The organism is Streptomyces sp. NPDC127038 (assembly GCF_042725875.1).
Classification (GTDB): Bacteria; Actinomycetota; Actinomycetes; order Streptomycetales; family Streptomycetaceae; genus Streptomyces.
In genome coordinates this window covers 25,098-44,664 of the sequence record NZ_JBHXDQ010000076.1, presented here as the reverse complement: position 1 = coordinate 44,664, position 19,567 = coordinate 25,098, and the positions used below count along the sequence as shown (strand labels likewise).

15 protein-coding genes and 1 rRNA gene are annotated in these 19,567 nt (G+C 73.4%); 11 read left to right on the top strand and 5 right to left on the bottom strand.

Features of this window, described 5'->3' with window-relative positions:
• Nucleotides 1-95 (top strand): 5S ribosomal RNA (gene rrf / locus ACFWI4_RS35540); the annotation flags it as partial.
• Nucleotides 96-1,459: 1,364 nt separating this feature from the next.
• The gene (locus tag ACFWI4_RS35535; protein ID WP_387205027.1) at nucleotides 1,460-2,305 is read left to right on the top strand and encodes a hypothetical protein; all 846 of its coding nucleotides are present in this window, start codon (nucleotides 1,460-1,462) and stop codon (nucleotides 2,303-2,305) included.
• A gap of 100 nt (nucleotides 2,306-2,405) precedes the next feature.
• On the opposite strand, the gene ACFWI4_RS35530 is transcribed toward ACFWI4_RS35535, so the two are convergent.
• Nucleotides 2,406-3,698 (bottom strand): DUF1015 domain-containing protein, encoded by a 1,293-nt coding sequence (locus tag ACFWI4_RS35530; RefSeq protein ID WP_387205017.1) that lies wholly within the window; start codon nucleotides 3,696-3,698, stop codon nucleotides 2,406-2,408.
• Between the two features lie 72 nt (nucleotides 3,699-3,770).
• On the opposite strand from ACFWI4_RS35530, the gene ACFWI4_RS35525 reads away from it, so the two are divergent.
• From ACFWI4_RS35525 to ACFWI4_RS35510, 4 genes are all read left to right on the top strand, one after another.
• Nucleotides 3,771-4,799: an HAD hydrolase-like protein gene (locus tag ACFWI4_RS35525; RefSeq protein ID WP_387205014.1), complete on the top strand. Its 1,029-nt coding sequence runs from the start codon at nucleotides 3,771-3,773 to the stop codon at nucleotides 4,797-4,799.
• Nucleotides 4,800-5,079: 280 nt separating this feature from the next.
• A complete protein-coding gene (locus ACFWI4_RS35520) occupies nucleotides 5,080-6,123 on the top strand; it encodes a FecCD family ABC transporter permease (RefSeq protein ID WP_387205011.1) in 1,044 nt (347 codons plus the stop codon).
• Nucleotides 6,120-7,217, top strand: coding sequence for a FecCD family ABC transporter permease (locus ACFWI4_RS35515; protein WP_387205008.1), 1,098 nt, complete (start codon nucleotides 6,120-6,122; stop codon nucleotides 7,215-7,217). Before ACFWI4_RS35520 ends, ACFWI4_RS35515 begins: the two co-directional genes overlap by 4 nt.
• Nucleotides 7,214-8,104 carry an ABC transporter ATP-binding protein gene (locus ACFWI4_RS35510; RefSeq protein ID WP_387205005.1) on the top strand — a complete coding sequence of 297 codons (891 nt, stop codon included), beginning with the start codon at nucleotides 7,214-7,216 and terminating at the stop codon, nucleotides 8,102-8,104. Before ACFWI4_RS35515 ends, ACFWI4_RS35510 begins: the two co-directional genes overlap by 4 nt.
• Here the strand turns inward: ACFWI4_RS35510 and ACFWI4_RS35505 are convergent.
• On the bottom strand, nucleotides 8,088-8,435 hold the full coding sequence (locus ACFWI4_RS35505) for an SCP2 sterol-binding domain-containing protein (protein WP_339128493.1): 348 nt from the start codon (nucleotides 8,433-8,435) through the stop codon (nucleotides 8,088-8,090). The genes ACFWI4_RS35510 and ACFWI4_RS35505 overlap by 17 nt on opposite strands.
• A 42-nt stretch (nucleotides 8,436-8,477) precedes the next feature.
• Here ACFWI4_RS35505 and ACFWI4_RS35500 point away from each other — a divergent pair, with 42 nt between their 5' ends.
• The 5 genes from ACFWI4_RS35500 to ACFWI4_RS35480 all read left to right on the top strand — a co-directional run bounded on the left by ACFWI4_RS35500 (nucleotide 8,478) and on the right by ACFWI4_RS35480 (nucleotide 14,214).
• Nucleotides 8,478-8,804 (top strand): hypothetical protein, encoded by a 327-nt coding sequence (locus tag ACFWI4_RS35500; protein ID WP_387205001.1) that lies wholly within the window; start codon nucleotides 8,478-8,480, stop codon nucleotides 8,802-8,804.
• Nucleotides 8,805-8,942: 138 nt separating this feature from the next.
• Nucleotides 8,943-9,758: a TlyA family RNA methyltransferase gene (locus ACFWI4_RS35495; protein WP_339128491.1), complete on the top strand. Its 816-nt coding sequence runs from the start codon at nucleotides 8,943-8,945 to the stop codon at nucleotides 9,756-9,758.
• A complete protein-coding gene (locus tag ACFWI4_RS35490) occupies nucleotides 9,755-10,660 on the top strand; it encodes an NAD kinase (RefSeq protein WP_355853631.1) in 906 nt (301 codons plus the stop codon). Before ACFWI4_RS35495 ends, ACFWI4_RS35490 begins: the two co-directional genes overlap by 4 nt.
• A 161-nt stretch (nucleotides 10,661-10,821) precedes the next feature.
• Nucleotides 10,822-12,564 (top strand): DNA repair protein RecN, encoded by a 1,743-nt coding sequence (recN, locus tag ACFWI4_RS35485; RefSeq protein WP_387204997.1) that lies wholly within the window; start codon nucleotides 10,822-10,824, stop codon nucleotides 12,562-12,564.
• A gap of 513 nt (nucleotides 12,565-13,077) precedes the next feature.
• A complete protein-coding gene (locus ACFWI4_RS35480; protein WP_387204994.1) occupies nucleotides 13,078-14,214 on the top strand; it encodes a glycosyltransferase family 4 protein in 1,137 nt (378 codons plus the stop codon).
• A gap of 22 nt (nucleotides 14,215-14,236) precedes the next feature.
• Here ACFWI4_RS35480 and ACFWI4_RS35475 read toward each other — a convergent pair whose 3' ends face one another.
• From ACFWI4_RS35475 to ACFWI4_RS35465, 3 genes are all read right to left on the bottom strand, one after another.
• Nucleotides 14,237-15,865, bottom strand: coding sequence for a PucR family transcriptional regulator (locus tag ACFWI4_RS35475; RefSeq protein ID WP_387204991.1), 1,629 nt, complete (start codon nucleotides 15,863-15,865; stop codon nucleotides 14,237-14,239).
• Nucleotides 15,866-16,010: 145 nt separating this feature from the next.
• Entirely contained in the window at nucleotides 16,011-17,405 is a 1,395-nt protein-coding gene (locus tag ACFWI4_RS35470; protein ID WP_387204988.1) for an FAD-binding oxidoreductase, read from the bottom strand.
• Between the two features lie 106 nt (nucleotides 17,406-17,511).
• Entirely contained in the window at nucleotides 17,512-19,320 is a 1,809-nt protein-coding gene (locus ACFWI4_RS35465; protein WP_387205024.1) for a glycoside hydrolase family 15 protein, read from the bottom strand.
• Nucleotides 19,321-19,567: the final 247 nt, after the last annotated feature.

The following is a 19,567-nucleotide window of genomic DNA, read 5'->3' as shown; positions in this document are numbered from 1 at the left end:
AAACGCCCGGTTACATTCCGAACCCGGAAGCTAAGCCTCACAGCGCCGATGGTACTGCAGGGGGGACCCTGTGGGAGAGTAGGACGCCGCCGAACTAAATTTGGAGGACCCTTGGTCCCAGCGACTCGCTGGGGCTGAGGGTCCTTTTTGTTTTGCCGAAGCGCGCCGGGTACCCGGCTGCGCGAGAATGACTTGCGGTACCGAAGACAGGAGTCACCCCATGTCCACCAACTCTCCCGACGAGCGACCGGAGCGCGACCAGCGCCGTCGTGACAGTGGTGACCGCGGTGACTACCGCGGCGGCCCGCGCCGGGACAACGACCGTGGTGGCTCCGGCCGGCGCGACGACCGCCGTGACGACAGCCGCGGCGGTGACCGTGGCGGCTTCCGTCGCGACGACAACCGCGGCGGCGGCAGCAGCGGTGGCAGCACGGGTGGCTACCGTGGCCGCGACGACCGCCGCGAGGGCGATCGGGGCGGCCGGCCGCCGTTCCGCCGTGACGACCGTCCGGGTGGCGCCCCCCGCCGCGACGACCGCGGTGGCAGCGGCAGCGGATTCCGCCGGGACGGGGACCGCCCCGCCTTCAACCGCGACGACCGCACCAGCAGCCCGCGTCGCGACGACGACCGCGGCGGCTTCCGCCGTGACGACAACCGTGGTGGTGGCAGCGGTGGCGGTTTCCGCCGTGACGACAACCGCGGTGGCGGCAGCAGTGGTGGCTACCGTGGTCGTGACGACCGTGGTGGCAGCGCCGGCGGCGGTTTCCGTCGCGACGACAACCGTGGTGGCGGCAGCAGTGGCGGCTTCCGTCGCGACGACCGCAGTGACTTCCGTCGTGACGAGCGCCGCGGCGACGACCGTGGCGGGTTCCGCCGCGACCCGGACCGTCCGGCCTTCCGCCGCGACGACCGCCGTGACGAGCGCCCCAGCGGCCCCCGTCGCGACGACGACCGCGGTGGCTTCCGCGGCGATGACCGTGGCGGGTTCCGTCGTGACGAGCGTCCCAGCGGCCCGCGCCGTGACGACGACCGCGGCGGTTTCCGCCGTGACGACAACCGGGGCGGCGGCGACTTCCGCCGTGAAGAGCGCCGTGACAGCGACCGTCCGCCGTTCCGTCGCGACGACCGTGGCGACCGTGGTGACTTCCGTCGTGACGAGCGTCCCAGCGGCCCCCGTCGCGACGACGAGCGCGGCGGCTTCCGCCGTGACGACAACCGTGGTGGCAGCGGCGGTGGCTTCCGGGGCCGTGACGACCGCGGACGCGACGACCGCGGCCGTGGCGGACCGCGCGGTGACGACCGGGGCGGGCGCCCCGGCGGCTTCCGCGGCCGTGACGACCGCGGTGGCGACGACCGTCGCGGTGGCGGCCGCTTCCGCGACGAGCGGGACCGGGACCGTGAGCCGATCAAGCGGCTGCCGATCCCGGACGAGGTCACGGGCGAGGAGATCGACCAGGACGTGCGACAGGAGCTCCTGAGCCTGCCCAAGGGGCTCGCCGAGGACGTCTCCCGCAACCTGGTGATGGTCGCCCGGCTCATCGACGAGGACCCCGAGACCGCGTACGCGTACTCGAGGATCGCGCTGCGACTGGCCTCACGTGTCGCCGCCGTGCGCGAGGCCGCCGGCTTCGCCGCGTACGCGAACCAGAAGTTCAGCGAGGCGCTCGCCGAGTTCCGCGCCGCGCGCCGGATGACCGGCAGCGTGGAGCTGTGGCCCGTGATGGCGGACTGCGAGCGCGGCATGGGCCGGCCCGAGAAGGCGCTGGAGATGGCGGGCGCGCCCGAGGTCCAGAAGCTGGACAAGGCGAGCCAGGTCGAGATGCGGCTCGTGGCGGCCGGTGCCCGGCGCGACATGGACCAGCTGGACGCCGCCATCGTCACCCTCCAGAGCCCGGAGCTCGCCTCGAACTCCGTCCAGCCCTGGACCGCGCGACTGCGGTACGCCTACGCCGACGCGCTCCTCGCCGCCGGACGTGAGGGCGAGGCACGCGAGTGGTTCGCCAAGACCGTCGAGTCCGACAAGGACGGCAGCACGGACGCCTCCGACCGCCTCGCCGAGATGGACGGCGTCGAGTTCGTCGACGCCCTCGACGACGATGACGACGAGCCCGTGAACGGGACCGCGGCCGGAGCCGCGCCCGAACTCGACGCCGAGGACGACGAGGACGACGAGGACGACGAGGACGACGAGCTCGCGTCCGAGACCGCGGCCACGGACACCGTCACGGACGACGTGGACGACCTCGACGACGAGGACGACGAGGACGACGACGAGGACGACGCTCCTCACCGTCCGCAGGACTGACGCCGGACACCACGGCGCGAAAACGTGGGCGGCGGGACACCGGAAGGTGCCCGCCGCCCACGTGGCGTTTCCGGGGGAGTTCCCGGCAGCCGGGTTTCCCTCAGGGCGTGAGCGCCCGCAGGACGAGACCGGACGCCGGCTTCGGCCCGAAGGAGGTCGACTTGCGCGGCATCGTGACCCCCTGGCGCGCGAGTTCGCGTACGACCTCCTCGTGGACCGGGTGCATCAGCACGGCCGTGCCCCCGTCGCGCTCCGCCTTCTCGACCGTGGCGGTCGTGTCGTGGATGTACGCGATGTGCGCGGGGGAGTCCTCCGGGATGCCCCACACATGGTCGAGGAGGGTCGCGTGCAGCACCGTTGCGTCCAGCGCGCGCCACGCCTCCGGGTGTCCCGCCGGGATCGTACGGGCGAGGAGTGCGGGGGACGGGCGGTCGACGAGGTGGAAGCGGCCGTCGCCCGCGAGGAGGAACGCGTTCCCCTCGGCCGCCGCCGCGGCCAGGGCCTCCAGCGCCTCGGCGAGGGGCACGTCGAGGTGACGCACGCGGAAGGAGTCCCCGAGAGCGGCCAGCGCCTCGGCGACCGGCAGACGGTGCAGGAGACGGTGGATGGCCCGGACGCGCAGCGGGTACCTGGCGGTGTCCACCAGCAGGACCAGACCGTAGTCCCAGGGGCTCGGCGAGGGATGCTCCGCGCGTAGACGCAGATACGTCGCCCACCGGTGATGCCCGTCGGCGATCAGGGCCTGGTGCCGGCCGAGGTCCGCGCGGATCTCCGCGAGCTCCGCCGGGTCGGTGACCGCCCACAGGCGGTGGCTGATGCCGTCCTCCGTCCTGGTGGACAGCAGCGGCGGCAGGGCGACGGTGCGTTCGATGACGGCACCGGCGCCGCGTTCGGACCCGTTGCCGCGATAGGTCAGCAGCAGGGGTTCGAGATTGGCGGACGTGGCGCGCATCAGGGCCGCGCGGTCCGCGATCACGTGCGGCATCACGTCCTCGTGCGGGAGCACCACCCCGTCGGCGGGATCGGACAGGCGCAGGTTGCCGATCACGCCGCGTTGCAGCAGGTCGCCGTCGCGCTGTTCGTACACGTACAGGCCCGGCTCGGGATCGGCGGCCAGGACGCCCTCCGACAGCCAGCGGCGCAGCGTGTCGGCCGCCTGCCGGTTGCGGGCGGCGGGCGTGCCGTCCTGGGGGAGGATCAGCCGGACGATGTTGTACGGGTCGGCCGATTCGAGTTCGAGGAGTCCGTCGGGCCGCACGATCACGTCGTACGGCGGGGACGTCACGGCGGCCAGGCTGCCGACCCGTTCGGGGTCATAGCGCAGGCCCCGGAACGGGGTGAGTTCGAGGCCGCTCCCTGCCGGTGTCTCCTCCTCGGGACCTGCATAGTTCATTGGGGCATCGTAAGTGTGTCGGTGGCATGCGCGATGATCGGGGGAAAGGGATCTAACGAGGAGCGATGCGCAATGAGCCAGACCGTCAGGACACGGCCCGAGGGCAGTGGGCAGGCACTGAGCGAGGCGTACGACACCGCGCTGCTCGACCTGGACGGTGTGGTCTACGCGGGCGGTGACGCCATCGCCCACGCGGTGGACTCACTGGCGACGGCCCGCGCGGGCGGCATGCGCCTCGCGTACGTCACGAACAACGCGCTGCGCACCCCGGACGCGGTCGCCGGGCACCTCACGGAGCTGGGCATACCGACGGAGGCCTCGGACGTCATCACCTCGGCGCAGGCCGTGGCCCGGCTCATCAGCGAGCAGGTCCCCGCGGGGGCCCGGGTCCTGGTGATCGGCGGCGAGGGGCTGCGGGTCGCGCTCCGCGAGCGCGGGCTGGAACCGGTCGACTCGGCGGAGGACGGGCCCGTCGCGGTGGTCCAGGGGTACGGCGGTCCCGATCTGCCCTGGTCCCGCTTCGCGGAGGCGTCCTACGCCATCGCGCGGGGGGTTCCCTGGTTCGCCTCCAACACGGATCTGACGATTCCGGGCGCGCGCGGGATCGGGCCCGGCAACGGAGCGGCCGTGGAGGTCGTCCGGATCGCCACGGGTGCCGAGCCGCAGGTGGCGGGCAAGCCGCTGCCCCCGATGCACCGCGAGACGATCCTGCGGACCGGGGCCGAGCGGCCGCTGGTGGTCGGGGACCGGCTGGACACGGACATCGAGGGCGCGTTCAACGGAGAGGTGGACTCGCTGCTCGTCCTGACCGGGGTGACGGACGGGGCGCAGCTGCTCGCCGCGCCGCCCCGGCACCGTCCGACGTACGTCGACGCCGATCTGCGGGGCATGCTCACCGGGCAGCCCGAGGTCGTCGAGGCGGGCGACGGCTTCCGCTGCGGCGGCTGGACGGCGACGGCGGGCAGCGAGGAACTGGAGCTGACGGGCGAGGGCGAGGCCCTCGACGGGCTGCGGGCCCTGTGCGCGGCGGCGTGGACGGCCGCGGGCGAGGGGACGTGCGAGCTGAACGGGGGGAAGGCGCTGGCCCGACTGGGTCTCTAGGACACACCCCCCGCACCGGAGGACAGACCCTCCGCACCGGGATCCGCCGCCGGGCCCGAGAGGGGCGCGGCAGCAGGTCCCGGTGGTCGGGAGGGGCATCCGAGGCGGACGAGGCGCCCGGGACGGGCCCTGGCCGGTCCCTCTGCCCCTGCCCCTGGTCCCGGCTCTGGTCCTGGCTCCCGTGCGGGCGGCCCGGCGAGGGCCGTGGACCCGGGGCTCCGGCCGGGGTGGTGGCACGGCCCCATCGAAACAGGATGCGAGGGTAGGCTAACCTAACCTCGTGTTGGTCGACAGTCCTCCTGAACAGCGCGCGGAAACCGCCCCCGCGCCCCCAACCCGCCGGGCGATACGGGCTTTTGGGCTCCTCGTCTCCGTGGGCGTCCTACTGCTGGTCGCGCTGGCGAGCATCGCGATCGGCGCGAAGGCGCTGTCGCCGGCCGAGGTGTGGCACGGCCTGTTCCACGACTCGGGGACGTACGCGGACGTCGTGGTCGGTGACCGGATCTCGCGTACCGCGCTCGGGCTGCTGGCCGGCGCCGCGCTCGGGCTGTCCGGTGCCGTCCTCCAGGCGCTCACCCGCAATCCGCTGGCCGACCCCGGTCTGCTCGGGATCAACGCGGGCGCGTCCGCCGCCGTCGTCACCGCGATCACCTACTTCGGCGTCACCTCGCTCACCGGCTACGTCTGGTTCGCCTTCCTCGGCGCGGCCGCGGTCGGAGCGCTGGTCTGGTTCCTGGGCGGCAGCCGGGGCGCGACCCCGGTGCGGCTCGCACTCGCCGGAACGGCCATCAGCGCCGCGCTGTACGGCTATCTGCAAGCCGTGATGATCATGGACGACGCGGCCCTCGGCAAGATGCGCTTCTGGACGGTCGGTTCGCTCGCCTCGGCGACGGACGCGACGATCGAGCAGGTGGCCCCGTTCCTCGCCGTCGGCACCGTCCTCGCGCTGGCCCTGGCCCGGCCGCTGAACGCGGTGGCCATGGGCGACGACACGGCCCGCGCGCTCGGCGCGAACCTGAACCGCACCCGTGCGCTGTCCATGGCGGCCGCGACGGTGCTCTGCGGCGCCGCCACCGCGGCCTGCGGACCGATCGTGTTCGTCGGGCTCATGGTCCCGCACGCCGTCCGGTCCTTCACCGGCCCCGATCTGCGCTGGATCCTGCCGTACGCGACCGTGCTGTCGCCCGTGCTGCTGCTCGGCGCCGATGTCCTCGGACGGATGGTGGCCCGGCCGGCGGAACTCCAGGTCGGCATCGTCACCGCGGTCCTCGGCGGTCCGGTCTTCATCCTTCTCGTACGACGACGGAGGACGGCGCAGCTGTGACGACCCCACGTGTCCTCGACACCCCCGACACCCCCGGCCGCGCGCCTGGACGTCCAGCGCGCCGCGTCCGGGCCCTGCGCACCGCCGGCGGACTGTCCGTCCGGTTCGACCTCCGCACGGTCACCGTCGTCGTCCTGCTGCTGCTGGCCGCCGCCGTGGCGGGCGTGGTGCTCATCGGCACCGGCGACTTCCCGATCCCGGCCGGCGACGTGCTCAGGACCCTGGCGGGTCACGGCAGCCCCAGCCAGGAGTTCATCGTCGACGACCTGCGGCTGCCGCGCGTCCTCGTCGGGCTCCTGGTGGGGGCCTCGCTGGGGCTGTCCGGGGCGCTCTTCCAGTCCGTCTCCCGCAACCCGCTCGGCAGCCCCGACGTGCTCGGACTCGGCCAGGGGTCCACGGCCGGCGCGCTCGTCGTGATCGTCCTGTACTCGGGCAGCGCCGCCGAGGTCGCCCTCGGGGCGCTCGTCGGCGGACTCCTGACCGGGCTCGCCATCTATCTGCTCGCCTGGAAGCAGGGCGTGCACGGCTACCGCCTGGTCCTGGTCGGCATCGGTGTCTCCGCCGTCGTCACGGCCGTCAACGGCTATCTCCTCACCAAGGCCGACCTCGTCGACGCGGCCCGCGCCGTCGTCTGGATGACCGGCTCCCTCAACGGCCGGGACTGGGCCCAGGTCTGGCCCCTGCTCATCATGTGCGCGGTCCTCGTCCCCCTCGTCCTCGCCAACGCGCGCGGGCTGCGGATGACGGAGATGGGCGACGACGTGTCGTACGCCCTCGGCGTGAGCGTCGAGCGGACGCGGCTGCTGCTGATGGTGGCCGCCGTGCTGCTCACCTCGGGTGCCACCGCCGCCGCGGGCCCGGTCGGTTTCGTCGCGCTCACCGCGCCGCAGCTGGCCCGGCGGCTCACCCGGGCACCGGGGCCCAACCTGCTGCCCTCGATGTGCATGGGCGCGACCCTGCTGGTCGTCGCGGACTGGGCCTCGCAGCGGGCCTTCGGCGCCGACCAGCTGCCGGTCGGCGTGGTCACCGGCGTCCTCGGCGGCGTCTATCTGCTGTGGCTGCTGGTCACCGAGCGCAAGGCGGGCCGGATATGAGCCGCCCGGCGAACACCGCCTCCCTGACCGCGGACGAGAACACCCCAAGGAGCACCGTGAACCGCCTGTCCGCCGCCGACGTCACCCTCGCCTACGACCAGCGTGTGATCGCCGAGAAGCTGTCGGTGGAGATTCCCGACCACTCCTTCACCGTGATCGTCGGCCCGAACGCCTGCGGCAAGTCCACCCTGCTGCGCGCCCTCTCGCGGATGCTGAAGCCGTCGTCCGGGCGGGTGCTGCTCGACGGACAGGCGATCCAGTCGATGCCCGCGAAGAAGGTGGCACGCACCCTCGGACTGCTGCCGCAGACCTCGATCGCGCCGGACGGGATCACCGTCGGCGACCTCGTCGGCCGGGGCCGCTATCCGCACCAGGGCCTGCTGCGCCAGTGGTCGGCGGAGGACGAGCGGGTGGTCCGCGAGTCGATGGCCTCGACCGGGGTCGCCGAGCTGGCCGATCGCTATGTCGACGAACTGTCGGGCGGCCAGCGCCAGCGGGTGTGGATCGCGATGGCGCTCGCGCAGCAGACCCCGCTGCTCCTGCTGGATGAACCGACGACCTATCTCGACATCCAGCACCAGATCGACGTCCTCGACCTGTGCGCCGAGCTCCACGAGACACAGGGCCGCACCCTGGTCGCCGTGCTGCACGACCTCAACCACGCGGCCCGCTACGCCACCCATCTGATCGCCCTGCGCGGCGGCGAGGTCGTCGCCGAGGGCGCACCGAACGACATCGTCACGGCCGAACTGGTCGAGGAGGTGTTCGGGCTGCGCTGCCAGGTCATCGACGACCCCGAGACCGGGACACCGCTCGTGGTGCCCGCGGCCCGCAAGGCCAGGGTCCGTGCCGCCGCTGCCGCCTTGGCCGCTACAGAAGCGTCCTGAGCCGCAGCAGGTCGCGCAGGCCCGCCTCCAGCTTCACCCGGCCCGAACCCCAGGCCTTCGCGAAGTTCAGCTCGCCGTTCACCATCGACACCAGGTCGTCACCCTTCATGGTGAGCCGGATCTGGGCCCGCTCTGGGGGCGGGCCCTGGAGCGTGTCGAGCACCTCGATCCGGCCGCCCCTGAGGCGGCCGACGAACGTGATGTCCAGGTCGGTGATCCGGCAGCTCAGCGAGCGGTCCAGGGCCGCGGCCGCGCGCACGTCGCCGTCGGCGCCCGCCATGTTGTCCGAAAGTTTGTCGAGTGCGGTGCGGCACTCCTCAGTCGTCGCCATCGTGATCGACGGTACCGCAGCCCTTCGCGGTAGCGTCGGGGCATGAACGACTCAGTGTCCGGGGGCCAGCTCCCCGAGGCCGTGACCGCGGGCGAGCCCGTCCCGCCCGCGCGGGCGGACCAGGAACCCGCGTACGACCCCGCCGCGCCGGCCCCGCTGAACGTCCCGCGCGTCCCGACGGGCGACGCGGGCGTCGACACCTGGCTCGACCGGCTGGCCGACGCCGACGACCTCGCCACGGACGGGCACCTGGAGGTGTACGAGGATGTGCACCGGGGACTGCGCGACGCGCTGACCGCGCTCGACGTCCGCCCGGGAGGTCCGGCCGGTCCGGTTCCCTCCGGCCGCCCGGCCGCCGCCGCGCAATGAGATCCTTCGGGACACCCGGGGAAACCCCCGGAGCACCAGGGACCTCCCCCGGAGCACCTGAGGAGTCCCCCGGAGCACCCGGGGAAACCCCCGGGCGCCCCTTTCCAACGCCGTACGACCGCAGGAGCTGAACCGAACGTGGCAGGAGTGGCACGCCGCCGCCTCGACGCCGAGCTGGTCCGCAGGAAGCTCGCCCGCTCGCGCGAGCACGCCGGACAGCTGATCGCCGCGGGCCGGGTCAGCGTGGGCAAGACCCTCGCGACCAAGCCCGCCACCCAGGTGGAGACCGCCGCGGCGATCGTGGTCAGCAAGGACGACAGCGACCCCGACTACGTCTCGCGCGGCGGGCACAAGCTCGCCGGCGCGCTCGCCGTCTTCGGGCCCCAGGGCCTGAAGGTCGAGGGGCGCAGGGCGCTGGACGCCGGCGCGTCGACCGGCGGGTTCACCGATGTCCTGCTGCGCGCGGGCGCCGCCCACGTCGTCGCCGTGGACGTCGGTTACGGACAACTCGCCTGGTCTCTCCAGAGCGATGAACGCGTCACCGTCAAGGACCGTACGAACGTACGCGAGTTGACGTTGGAGGCGATCGATGGGGAGCCCGTGGACCTTGTTGTCGGGGATCTGTCCTTCATCCCGCTCGGACTGGTGCTGCCCGCCCTCGCGCGGTGCACGGCGCCGGATGCCGACCTGGTGATGATGGTCAAGCCGCAGTTCGAGGTGGGGAAGGACCGGCTGGGCAGCGGCGGTGTCGTGCGCAGTCCGGAGCTGCGCGCCGAGACCGTGCGTGGTGTGGCGGGGCGGGCCCGGGAACTGGGGCTCGGAGTGAAGGGTGTGACAGCGAGCCCGTTGCCCGGACCGTCGGGCAACGTCGAGTACTTTCTGTGGCTGCGTGCCGGGGCACCCGAACTCGACCCGGCCGACGTTGACCGTGCAGTGGCGGAGGGGCCGCGTTGACACAGACCCGAGCTCGTACTGTTTTCCTGCTGGCCCACACCGGGCGGCCGGCAGCCATCCGCAGCGCCGAGCTGGTCGTCCAGGGGCTGCTGCGCTCCGGGATCGGCGTGCGGGTGCTGGCGGCCGAGGCCGCCGATCTTCCGCTGCCCGACGAGGTGGAGCTGGTCCAGGAGGCCACTCCGCAGTGCCTCGACGGCTGCGAGCTGCTCATCGTCCTCGGCGGTGACGGGACGCTGCTGCGCGGCGCGGAGTTCGCCCGCGCCTCCGGGGTGCCGATGCTCGGCGTGAACCTCGGCCGGGTCGGCTTCCTCGCCGAGGCCGAGCGCGACGACCTGGACAAGGTGGTCGACCGGGTCGTCACCAAGGCCTACGAGGTCGAGGAGCGCATGACGGTCGACGTCGTCGTGCACCGCAACGGCGACATCGTGCACACCGACTGGGCGCTCAACGAGGCGGCCGTGCAGAAGGTGTCCGCCGAGAAGCTCCTCGAAGTGGTGCTGGAGATCGACGGGCGGCCCGTCACCGGGTTCGGCTGCGACGGGATCGTGTGCGCGACCCCGACCGGGTCGACCGCGTACGCGTTCTCCGCGGGCGGGCCCGTGGTCTGGCCCGAGGTCGAGGCGCTCCTGATGGTGCCGATCAGCGCGCACGCCCTGTTCGCCAAGCCGCTGGTGACCTCGCCGGACTCGGTGCTCGCCGTGGAGGTGCTGCCGCACGTCCCGCCGGGTGTGCTGTGGTGCGACGGGCGGCGGACGGTGGAGCTGCCGCCGGGGGCCCGGGTCGAGGTGCGGCGCGGGGCGGTGCCGGTGCGGCTCGCCCGGCTGCACCACGCGTCCTTCACCGACCGGCTCGTCGCCAAGTTCGCCCTCCCGGTGTCCGGGTGGCGCGGAGCGCCCCACTAGGAACCGCGGAGCGCCGCACCGGGCACACGTCCCGGCGCCCGGATTCCGACCGGGTGCCGGGACCCTTCGCACGGTCCGCGACCGAACGACACGGCCCCCCGAAAGTAACGCTCGGTTCTCTTTGCGGGGGGCGGCGTCGCACGGTGGCGGGAAAACCTCGTATGGTCGGGGACGTGTTGGAGGAGATGCGGATACGGTCGCTCGGAGTCATCGACGACGCGGTCGTCGAGCTGTCACCCGGCTTCACCGCCGTGACCGGTGAGACCGGCGCGGGCAAGACGATGGTGGTCACCAGCCTCGGGCTGCTGCTGGGCGGGCGCGCGGACCCGGCCCTCGTACGGATCGGCGCCAAGAGCGCCGTCGTGGAGGGGCGGATCAGCGTACCCGCGGGCGGGACGGCCGTCGTACGGGCCGAGGAGGCGGGCGCCGAGCTCGACGACGGCGTGCTGCTCATCAGCCGTACCGTTTCGGCCGAGGGGCGCTCCCGCGCGCATCTGGGCGGGCGTTCGGTGCCGGTGGGCGTGCTCGCCGAACTCGCCGACGAACTCGTCGCGGTGCACGGCCAGACCGACCAGCAGGGACTGCTCAAGCTGTCCCGGCAGCGGCAGGCCCTCGACCGGTACGCGGGTGACGCGGTCGCCGTGCCGCTCGCCAAGTACGCGGGCGCCTACCGTCGGCTGCGGGCGATCTCGGCCGAGCTGGACGAGATCACGACCCGCGCCCGCGAACGGGCCCAGGAAGCCGACATGCTGCGCTTCGGGCTCGACGAGATCGCGGCCGTGGAGCCGCGCGCGGGCGAGGACGTGGAGCTGGCCGCGGAGGCGGAACGGCTCGGGCACGCGGAGGCACTGGCCTCCGCCGCCACGGCCGCGCACGCGGCGCTGGCCGGAAACCCCGAGGACCCGGAGGGAATCGACGCGGCCACGCTCGTCGCGGGCGCCCACCGGGCACTGGAGGCCGTACGGTCCCACGACTCGGCCCTCGCCACCCTGTCCGGGCGGATCGGCGAGATCAACATCCTGCTCGGCGACGTCGCGGGCGAACTCGCGGGCTACGCCGACGACCTCGACGCCGACCCGCTGCGGCTGGCGGCGGTCGAGGAGCGCAGGGCCGCGCTCACCCAGCTGACCCGCAAGTACGGCGAGGACATCGACGCCGTGATCGCCTGGGCCGAGCGCGGTGCCGAGCGGCTCACGGAACTCGACGGGGACGACGACCGGCTGGAGGAGCTGACCGCCGAGCGGGACGCCCTGCGCGGCGAACTCGGCGGCCTCGCCCAGGCACTGACGGACGCCCGTACGGAGGCGGCCGAGCGGTTCGCCGCCGCGGTGACCGCCGAGCTGGCCTCGCTCGCCATGCCGCACGCGCGCGTGTCCTTCGAGCTCCGGCAGACCGAGGACCCGGAGGGGGTGGAGGTCGGCGGACGCCCGGTGGCCTACGGTCCCGCCGGTGCCGACGAGGTGGAACTCCTGCTGGCCCCGCACCCCGGGGCGCCGCCGCGGCCCATCGCCAAGGGTGCGTCCGGCGGTGAGCTCTCGCGCGTGATGCTCGCGGTGGAGGTCGTGTTCGCGGGCACCGACCCCGTGCCGACGTATCTGTTCGACGAGGTCGACGCCGGTGTCGGCGGCAAGGCCGCGGTCGAGATCGGGCGCCGGCTGGCGAAGCTCGCCCGGAGCGCTCAGGTCGTGGTCGTCACGCACCTTCCGCAGGTGGCCGCGTTCGCCGACCGGCAGTTGCTGGTCGAGAAGACGAACGACGGTTCGGTGACGCGGTCGGGTGTGAAGGTGCTGGAGGGTGAGGAGCGGGTGCGCGAGCTGTCCCGGATGCTTGCCGGGCAGGAGGACTCCGAGACGGCTCGGGCCCATGCGGAGGAGCTTCTCGCGGCGGCCCGCGCGGACGCCTAGCCGGCGTGGGTCGGAGGTCCTGGCCCCGGGTTTCTCCGGACGTGCTGCTCCGGTGGCGGGGACACCTGCCTTCCTTCGCCCCCTCCGCCCCTGCCCGTCCCGTACCCGGGGCTCCGCCCCGGACCCCGCTCCTCAAACGCCGGAGGGGCTGAAATCTTCCCTGCGCCTGATTGGTGGGGCGGAGGGTCTGGGGTTTTGGGGCGTGTGGGGTTGTCTGTGCGCCGGGGGGTGCGCGGGTGCACCCCGTGGGTCCGGGGAGTCACCGGCGGCGCGGCCGTTCCGTCGGGGCTCGCCCTCCCCGGAACGGGGCATTCATCACTCGTGCGGGTGACCGTCGTCGCCGGGTTGCCCCTTCTGACGTGCCCTCGTCGTGATGGCGGTGCCGGAACGCCCGGACGGCCTGGCATCCTTGGCCCAGTACACGGTGCACGACGTGCGGTACCCCACCCTGCGCACGACCCTTCTGTACGTTTCCCCGTGACCGTCCGACGCCGAACCAGGAGCCCCGGCCACGTGAGCCACGTGAGCAGCCACTCACCGCACGGCCAGTCGCCGCTGCGCACCGTGCAGGTGCTCGGCGGCGGCAGCGCGGGCAGCAGCGCGCACGTGCGGTCGCTGACGGCGGGCCTGGTCGCCCGAGGGGTCCGGGTCACCGTCTGCGCCCCCGCCGAGGCGGACAGCGTGTACGACTTCACCGGGGCCGGCGCGCACCACGTCCCCGTGCCCCGCAGTACCGACCCCGCCTCGGTGTCCGCGCTGCGGGCCGCCTGCGCGGACGCCGACCTCGTGCACGCGCACGGGATCCACGCGGCGCTGCGCGCGGTCCTCGCGCTCAGCGGGCGGCGCGTCCCCCTCGTCGTCACCTGGCACACCCGCTCGGAGGCCGACGGCGCCCGGGCCCATGTGCTGCGCCTCCTGGAACGCCGGGTCGCCCGGGCCGCCGCCGTGGTCCTCGGGACCTCGTCCGACCTGGTGGACCGGGCCCGCAGGAGAGGCGCCCGCGACGCGCGGCTCGCCGCCGTGGCGCTCCCGGGACCGCGCCGGCCCGCCGAACCGGTGGACCCCGACCCGTCCCGGCACAAGGCGCGCGCCGAACTCGGCACGACCGGACGCCCGTTGCTCATCGCGGTCGGCTCGCTCGACCGGCACCGCGGCTACCACACGCTCCTCGACGCCTCGCGTGCCTGGTGCCGCCTCGACCCCGTGCCGCTGCTGGTGATCGCGGGGGAGGGGCCGCTGCGCGCCGTGCTCCAGCGCCGGATCGAGGACGAGGAACTGCCGGTGCGGCTCGTCGGAAGGCGTGAGGACGTCACGGACCTGCTGGCCGCCGCCGACCTCGTCCTGCTGCCCAGCCGGTGGGAGTCGCGCTCGCTGCTGGCGCAGGAGGCCCTCCACGCGCGCGTTCCGCTCGTCGCCACGGCCGTCGGAGGCATCCCGGAGACGGTCGGCGACGCGGCCGAACTCGTCCCGTACGGGAACGCGAAGGCGCTCGCCGACGCCGTCGTGCGGCTGCTCGCCGATCCCGAACGCCGGGAGGCCCTGCGGGAGAAGGGTGCCCGGCAGGCCGCGACCTGGCCGACCGAGGACGAGACCGTGGCCCAAGTGCTCAGCGTCTACGACGAGTTCACCCGGTTCCGGCCGTTGGTCTGAGGACCCTCCCGCGGCCCGGCCCTCAGGGGACGTGTCTGCGGGCGCGCAGCGCCAGGCTCAACGCCAGTACCGTCTGCGGGTCGTCCAGGTCCATGCCCAGCAACTCGCCGATCCGGGCGAGGCGGTTGTAGAGGGTCTGCCGGTTGAGGTGCAGCTCGCGGGCGGTCTCCGCCTTGCGGCCCGCGTGTGCCAGATACGTCTGGAGGGTGGGCAGGAGCGGTGGCTTGGAGCGGACGTCGTGGTCGCGGAGCGGGCCGATCGCGCGCTCCACGAAGGCGGCCAGATCGGGGTGTTCGCGCAGCCGCCACAGCAGCAGGTCGATGTCCAGCCGCCGGGCGTCGTACCAGGGGCGGTCCGACAGGCCCTGCGCCGCCGTGGCCGTCTCCGCCGCGTGCCGCAGCCCCGCCGACGCGGCCGCCCAGCCCCCGGCCACCCCGACCACCACCACCGGCGGCTGTGCGCCGGGCCGCTGCATGCCCGCCCGTTCCACCCCGGCGCGCAGCGCCGCGGCGACACGGTCCGCGACGGCCGCCCGCTCCGATTCCGAACGCAGGCCGAGCAGCAGCGGGACCCGGCCCTCCACGGGACGTACGCCGAGCAGGACGGGGACGCCCACCGAGGCCAGCTCCTCGGCGACGGCGCGGGCCAGGACCGCCCAGCCGCCGCCGGGCGCGAGGCCGTCGGCGAGTCGCATCACGACCGGCAGCAGCGGTCCCGCGCCGGGCTTGAAGCCGAGCACCCGGGCCTGCGCGGGCGCGTCCTCGGCCTCGATCCGGCCCTCGGCGAGGTCGGTCAGGAAGTTGCCGCGTCCCCGCGCCGCCAGTTCCTCCTCCTGGCGGGCCTGCATCAGCACGACGGCCAGGATGCCGGCGGCCCGCTCGGCGGCGATCCGGTGCACCGGGGCGACCGGCGCGCCGACGGGCAGCAGCACCAGGCGGGCCCGGACGGATCCGGTGCCCGGGCCGCCGCCGGGGACGTCCACCAGCGTGGTCCCCGCGGGCGGGTCCTCCTGGTGCTGGCCGCGCATGCCCTCCCAGACCTGGAGCGGGTCGGCGGCCGCGGAGCCCGCCCCGGCGGCGTACAGCAGCTGTCCGTCGGCGGTCTCCAGGAAGACCGGGTTGCCGCTGAACTCGGCGAGGATGCCCAGGACCTGGGGCACCCCGCCACCGCCGAGCAGTGCCTCGGTGCAGCGCCGGTGCACCTCCTCGGCCTGCTGGAGCAGCGCGTAGTGGCCGTTGACGATCTCGGTGTGGATCTCCTCCGTGACCGTCACGAAGGGCACCTCGCGGTGCAGCTGGACCAGCGGCAGGCCCGTGGAGCGCGCGGTCTCCACGAGCGCGGCCGGGAGCCGGGTGAAGCGCGGGCCGAGCTCGACCACGAGCGCCGCGATCCCGCGCTCGGCGAGGGTGCGGACGAACGCGCGCTGGTCGGCGGGGCGGGTGCCGAGTCCGTATCCCGTGGTCAGGAGCAGTTCGCCGCCCTTGAGCAGGGAGGCGATGTTCGGCACCTCGCCCGCGTGCACCCAGCGCACGGTCCGCTGCAGCCGGTCGGCCCCGGCGATGATCTCCGGCAGCCCGCTGCGCAGTCCCGGCAGCTCTAGTGCCCGCTGCACGGTGATTCCGGCGCCCTGGGTGTCGTAACGGCTGTCCATGCAGCGGACGCTACCCGCGGACCGCTTCCGGGGGCATCTCCGGGCCCTGACCGGCGGCGGAGGGCGCCGGCGCGCGGTGCCCCGGCGTGCGGCCCGGGGACGGCGCGGGCCGGGGTGGTCAGCGGTGGGGTGGTGGGCGGTGGGGTCAGGCGCCGGCGGGGACCGGGGCGATGTTGTGGTTGAAGCGGAACACGTTGTCGGGGTCGTACTCGGCCTTGACCGCGGCCAGCCGCCGCAGGTTCTCCTCGCCGAGGCCCGCCGCCACCCGGTCCGCGCCCTCGTCCCCGATGAAGTTCAGATAGACCGCGCCGGTGCTCCACGGCCGTACGTCCTCGCGGACCTTCCTGACCCACGCGACGCACCGCTCGTCGTCGGCCGGGTCCTCCCAGATCCCGAAGGGGTGCACGGCCCAGGGCGCGTCGCGGTAGGGGACCGGCCAGTGGGAGGGTCCGGAGGCGATGGCGCCGCCCTGCGGGAACAGCACGTGCTGGGTGCCGGTGGGGACGGGCATGGCGTCGCCGAGGGTGCAGAAGACGTCCACGAAGTCGTCGGGCGCGCCGGTCAGGTACTCGGCCGACCAGTGGTTCCGCCAGCCGGGCGGGTCGTCGAGCATGCACTGGAGGTCGGCGTAGGGCACGGCGGTGACGATCTCGACCTCGTGCGGCAGCGCCAGCAGCGGCTGGGCGATCTTGCGCATGTCGTCCTCGCCGCCCGCGTACGCGACGAGCGCGCCGCACAGCCGCGTGCCCACCAGGTGCGCGGGCACGAACTCCTCGGGCGGGGCGGTCAGGTAGAGGACGCCGCCGCTCGCCTCGGGCGGCCCGTTCTCGATGACCTCGCGGTAGACGCGTACGACGTCGGGGCCGCTGTCCGGCAGATACATGACCAGCGCCATGGAGAACTCGGGCAGCGGATGCAGTCTGAGGGTCAGCGCGGTGGCGACCCCGAAGTTCCCGCCGCCGCCGTGCAGGGCCCAGAACAGCTCCGGGTTCTCCTGGGCGGTGGCGCGTACCTGCGAGCCGTCCGCGGTCACCAGCTCGACCCCGAGCAGATTGTCGACGGCCAGGCCGCAGGACCTGTCCAGCCAGCCGGTGCCGCCGCCGAGGACATAGCCGCCGACGCCGGTCGTCGAGGCCCGGCCGCCGGTGGTCGCGAGGCCGTAGGGCTGGGTGGCCCGGTCGAGATGGGTCATCAGCGCTCCGCCCCCGACCCGGACGGTCTCGGACCCGGGGTGGACGGTGACCTCGTGCATACGGCTGAGGTCGATCACGAGACCGCCGTCGTTGAGCGACATGCCGGCGACGCTGTGACCGCCTCCGCGGACGGCGACCGGCAGGTCGAGGTCACGCGCGAAGCGCACCGCGCGGGTGACGTCGGCCTCGGACACGCATCGCGCGATCACGGCGGGGCGCCGGTCGATCATCGCGTTGAAGATCGTCCGGGCCTCGTCGTAGCCCGGATCGTCAGGGGTGTACACGTCGCCGGAGAGACCCGCGCGGAGCGCTGTCAGCGCCGCTCCGGCCTTCGAAAGGGGAGCCATGGAAGCCGCCCCCTTCCATGAGGGGACAGGACTCCTTCCAGGCTAGGCGGGTACGGCGTGCGGGGCGCGCCGGGGAGGGATCCCCGGGCGCCCGGCACGGACCGGGTCAGCCGCCGTACGCCCCGCTCGCCGTCAGCCGCAGGGCCGTGTCGATCAGCGGGACGTGGCTGAAGGCCTGCGGGAAGTTCCCGACCTGGCGCTGAAGGCGCGGGTCCCACTCCTCGGCCAGCAGGCCGAGGTCGTTGCGCAGGGCGAGCAGCCGCTCGAAGAGCTTGCGGGCCTCGTCGACCCGGCCGATCATCGCGAGGTCGTCGGCCATCCAGAACGAGCAGGCGAGGAACGCGCCCTCGTCCCCCTCCAGGCCGTCGACGCCCGCGTGTTCGCCGGAGGTCGGGTAGCGCAGGATGAAGCCGTCGGAGGTGGACAGTTCGCGCTGGATCGCCTCGATGGTGCCGATCACCCGCTTGTCGTCCGGCGGCAGGAAGCCCATCTGCGGGATGAGCAGCAGCGAGGCGTCGAGCTCCTTGGAGCCGTAGGACTGCGTGAAGGTGTTGCGCTCCTGGTCGTAGCCCTTCTCGCAGACGTCCCGGTGGATGTCGTCGCGCAGTTCGCGCCATTTCTCCAGCGGGCCGTCCGCGTCCCCGGACTCGATGAGCTTGATCGTGCGGTCGACGGCGACCCAGGCCATCACCTTGGAGTGCACGAAGTGCCGTCGCGGGCCCCGGACTTCCCAGATCCCCTCGTCCGGCTGGTCCCAGTGGGTCTCCAGGTAGCGGATCAGCTTCAACTGGAGCAGCGAGGCGTAGTCGTTGCGGGACAGGCCCGTCATGTGGGCCAGGTGCAGGGCCTCGGTGACCTCGCCGTAGACGTCGAGCTGGAGCTGGTGCGCCGCGCCGTTCCCGACCCGGACGGGCGCCGAATTCTCGTACCCGGGAAGCCAGTCGAGCTCCGCCTCGCCCAACTCCCTTTCCCCCGCGATGCCGTACATGATCTGGAGGTTCTCCGGGTCGCCGGCGACCGCGCGCAGCAGCCATTCGCGCCAGGCGCGGGCCTCCTCGCGGTAGCCGGTGCGCAGCAGCGAGGAGAGGGTGATGGCCGCGTCGCGCAGCCAGGTGTAGCGGTAGTCCCAGTTGCGTACGCCGCCGATCTCCTCCGGGAGGGAGGTGGTGGGCGCGGCGACGATGCCGCCCGTGGGCGCGTACGTCAGGGCCTTGAGCGTGATCAGGGAGCGGACGACGGCCTCGCGGTAGGGGCCGTGGTACGTGCACTGGTCGACCCAGTCGCGCCAGAACTCCTCGGTCGCCTCCAGCGACTGCTCGGGTTCGGGCAGCGGCGGCGGCTGCTTGTGCGAGGGTTCCCACGACACGGTGAAGGTGACCGTCTCGCCGGGGGCCACCGTGAAGTCGGCGTAGGTGGTCAGGTCCTTGCCGTAGGTCATGCAGTCCGTGTCGAACCAGACCGAGTCGGGGCCGGCGACCGCGACCGTACGACCCTCGTGCCGGCGCACCCAGGGCACGACGCGGCCGTACGAGAACCGCATGCGCAGCGTGGAGCGCATCGGCACCCGCCCGCTGATGCCCTCCACGATCCGGATCAGCTGCGGCGCGCCGTCGCGCGGGGGCATGAAATCGGTCACCCGGACCGTGCCGCGCGGTGTGTCCCACTCGGATTCGAGGATCAGCGAGTCGCCGCGGTACCTGCGGCGCGTCGCCGCGGGCGACTGGGCGTCGGCCGGGTGCGCGGGGCCGATCCGCCAGAATCCGTGGTCCTCCGTGCCGAGCAGTCCCGCGAAGATGGCATGGGAGTCGAAGCGCGGCAGGCACAGCCAGTCGACTGTGCCGTCCCGGCAGACCAGCGCGGCTGTCTGCATGTCTCCGATGAGTGCGTAGTCCTCGATGCGCCCGGCCACGTGCATCTCCAGTCGAACGGCCACGGCGCCCCTTCGCGGGGCGGTCGCTCTTGCGGTCAAAGGGAACGTAGGTACTGCAAAACAGTAGGCAATGGGATTCGGTATCTGCGGAACGTCGATGATGGGGGACGTCCGTCGTGCCTCGCCGCGAAACGTCGGTTGTCGGTGCGATGGGCGATGCGATTGTCGTCTCGAAACGAACTGACAGGCCCTCTTTGTTCCGGTTACGTACGGGATGGTGCCGTGTGCCGGA

Coding starts and splice junctions, on each gene's coding strand:
- ACFWI4_RS35530 (WP_387205017.1), bottom strand. CDS start 3,698: ATGAACTATGCAGGTCCCGAGGAGGAGACACCGGCAGGGAGCGGCCTC.
- ACFWI4_RS35525 (WP_387205014.1), top strand. CDS start 3,771: ATGAGCCAGACCGTCAGGACACGGCCCGAGGGCAGTGGGCAGGCACTG.
- ACFWI4_RS35510 (WP_387205005.1), top strand. CDS start 7,214: ATGAGCCGCCCGGCGAACACCGCCTCCCTGACCGCGGACGAGAACACC.
- ACFWI4_RS35505 (WP_339128493.1), bottom strand. CDS start 8,435: ATGGCGACGACTGAGGAGTGCCGCACCGCACTCGACAAACTTTCGGAC.
- ACFWI4_RS35500 (WP_387205001.1), top strand. CDS start 8,478: ATGAACGACTCAGTGTCCGGGGGCCAGCTCCCCGAGGCCGTGACCGCG.
- recN (WP_387204997.1), top strand. CDS start 10,822: ATGGTCGGGGACGTGTTGGAGGAGATGCGGATACGGTCGCTCGGAGTC.
- ACFWI4_RS35475 (WP_387204991.1), bottom strand. CDS start 15,865: ATGGACAGCCGTTACGACACCCAGGGCGCCGGAATCACCGTGCAGCGG.
- ACFWI4_RS35470 (WP_387204988.1), bottom strand. CDS start 17,405: ATGGCTCCCCTTTCGAAGGCCGGAGCGGCGCTGACAGCGCTCCGCGCG.
- ACFWI4_RS35465 (WP_387205024.1), bottom strand. CDS start 19,320: ATGCACGTGGCCGGGCGCATCGAGGACTACGCACTCATCGGAGACATG.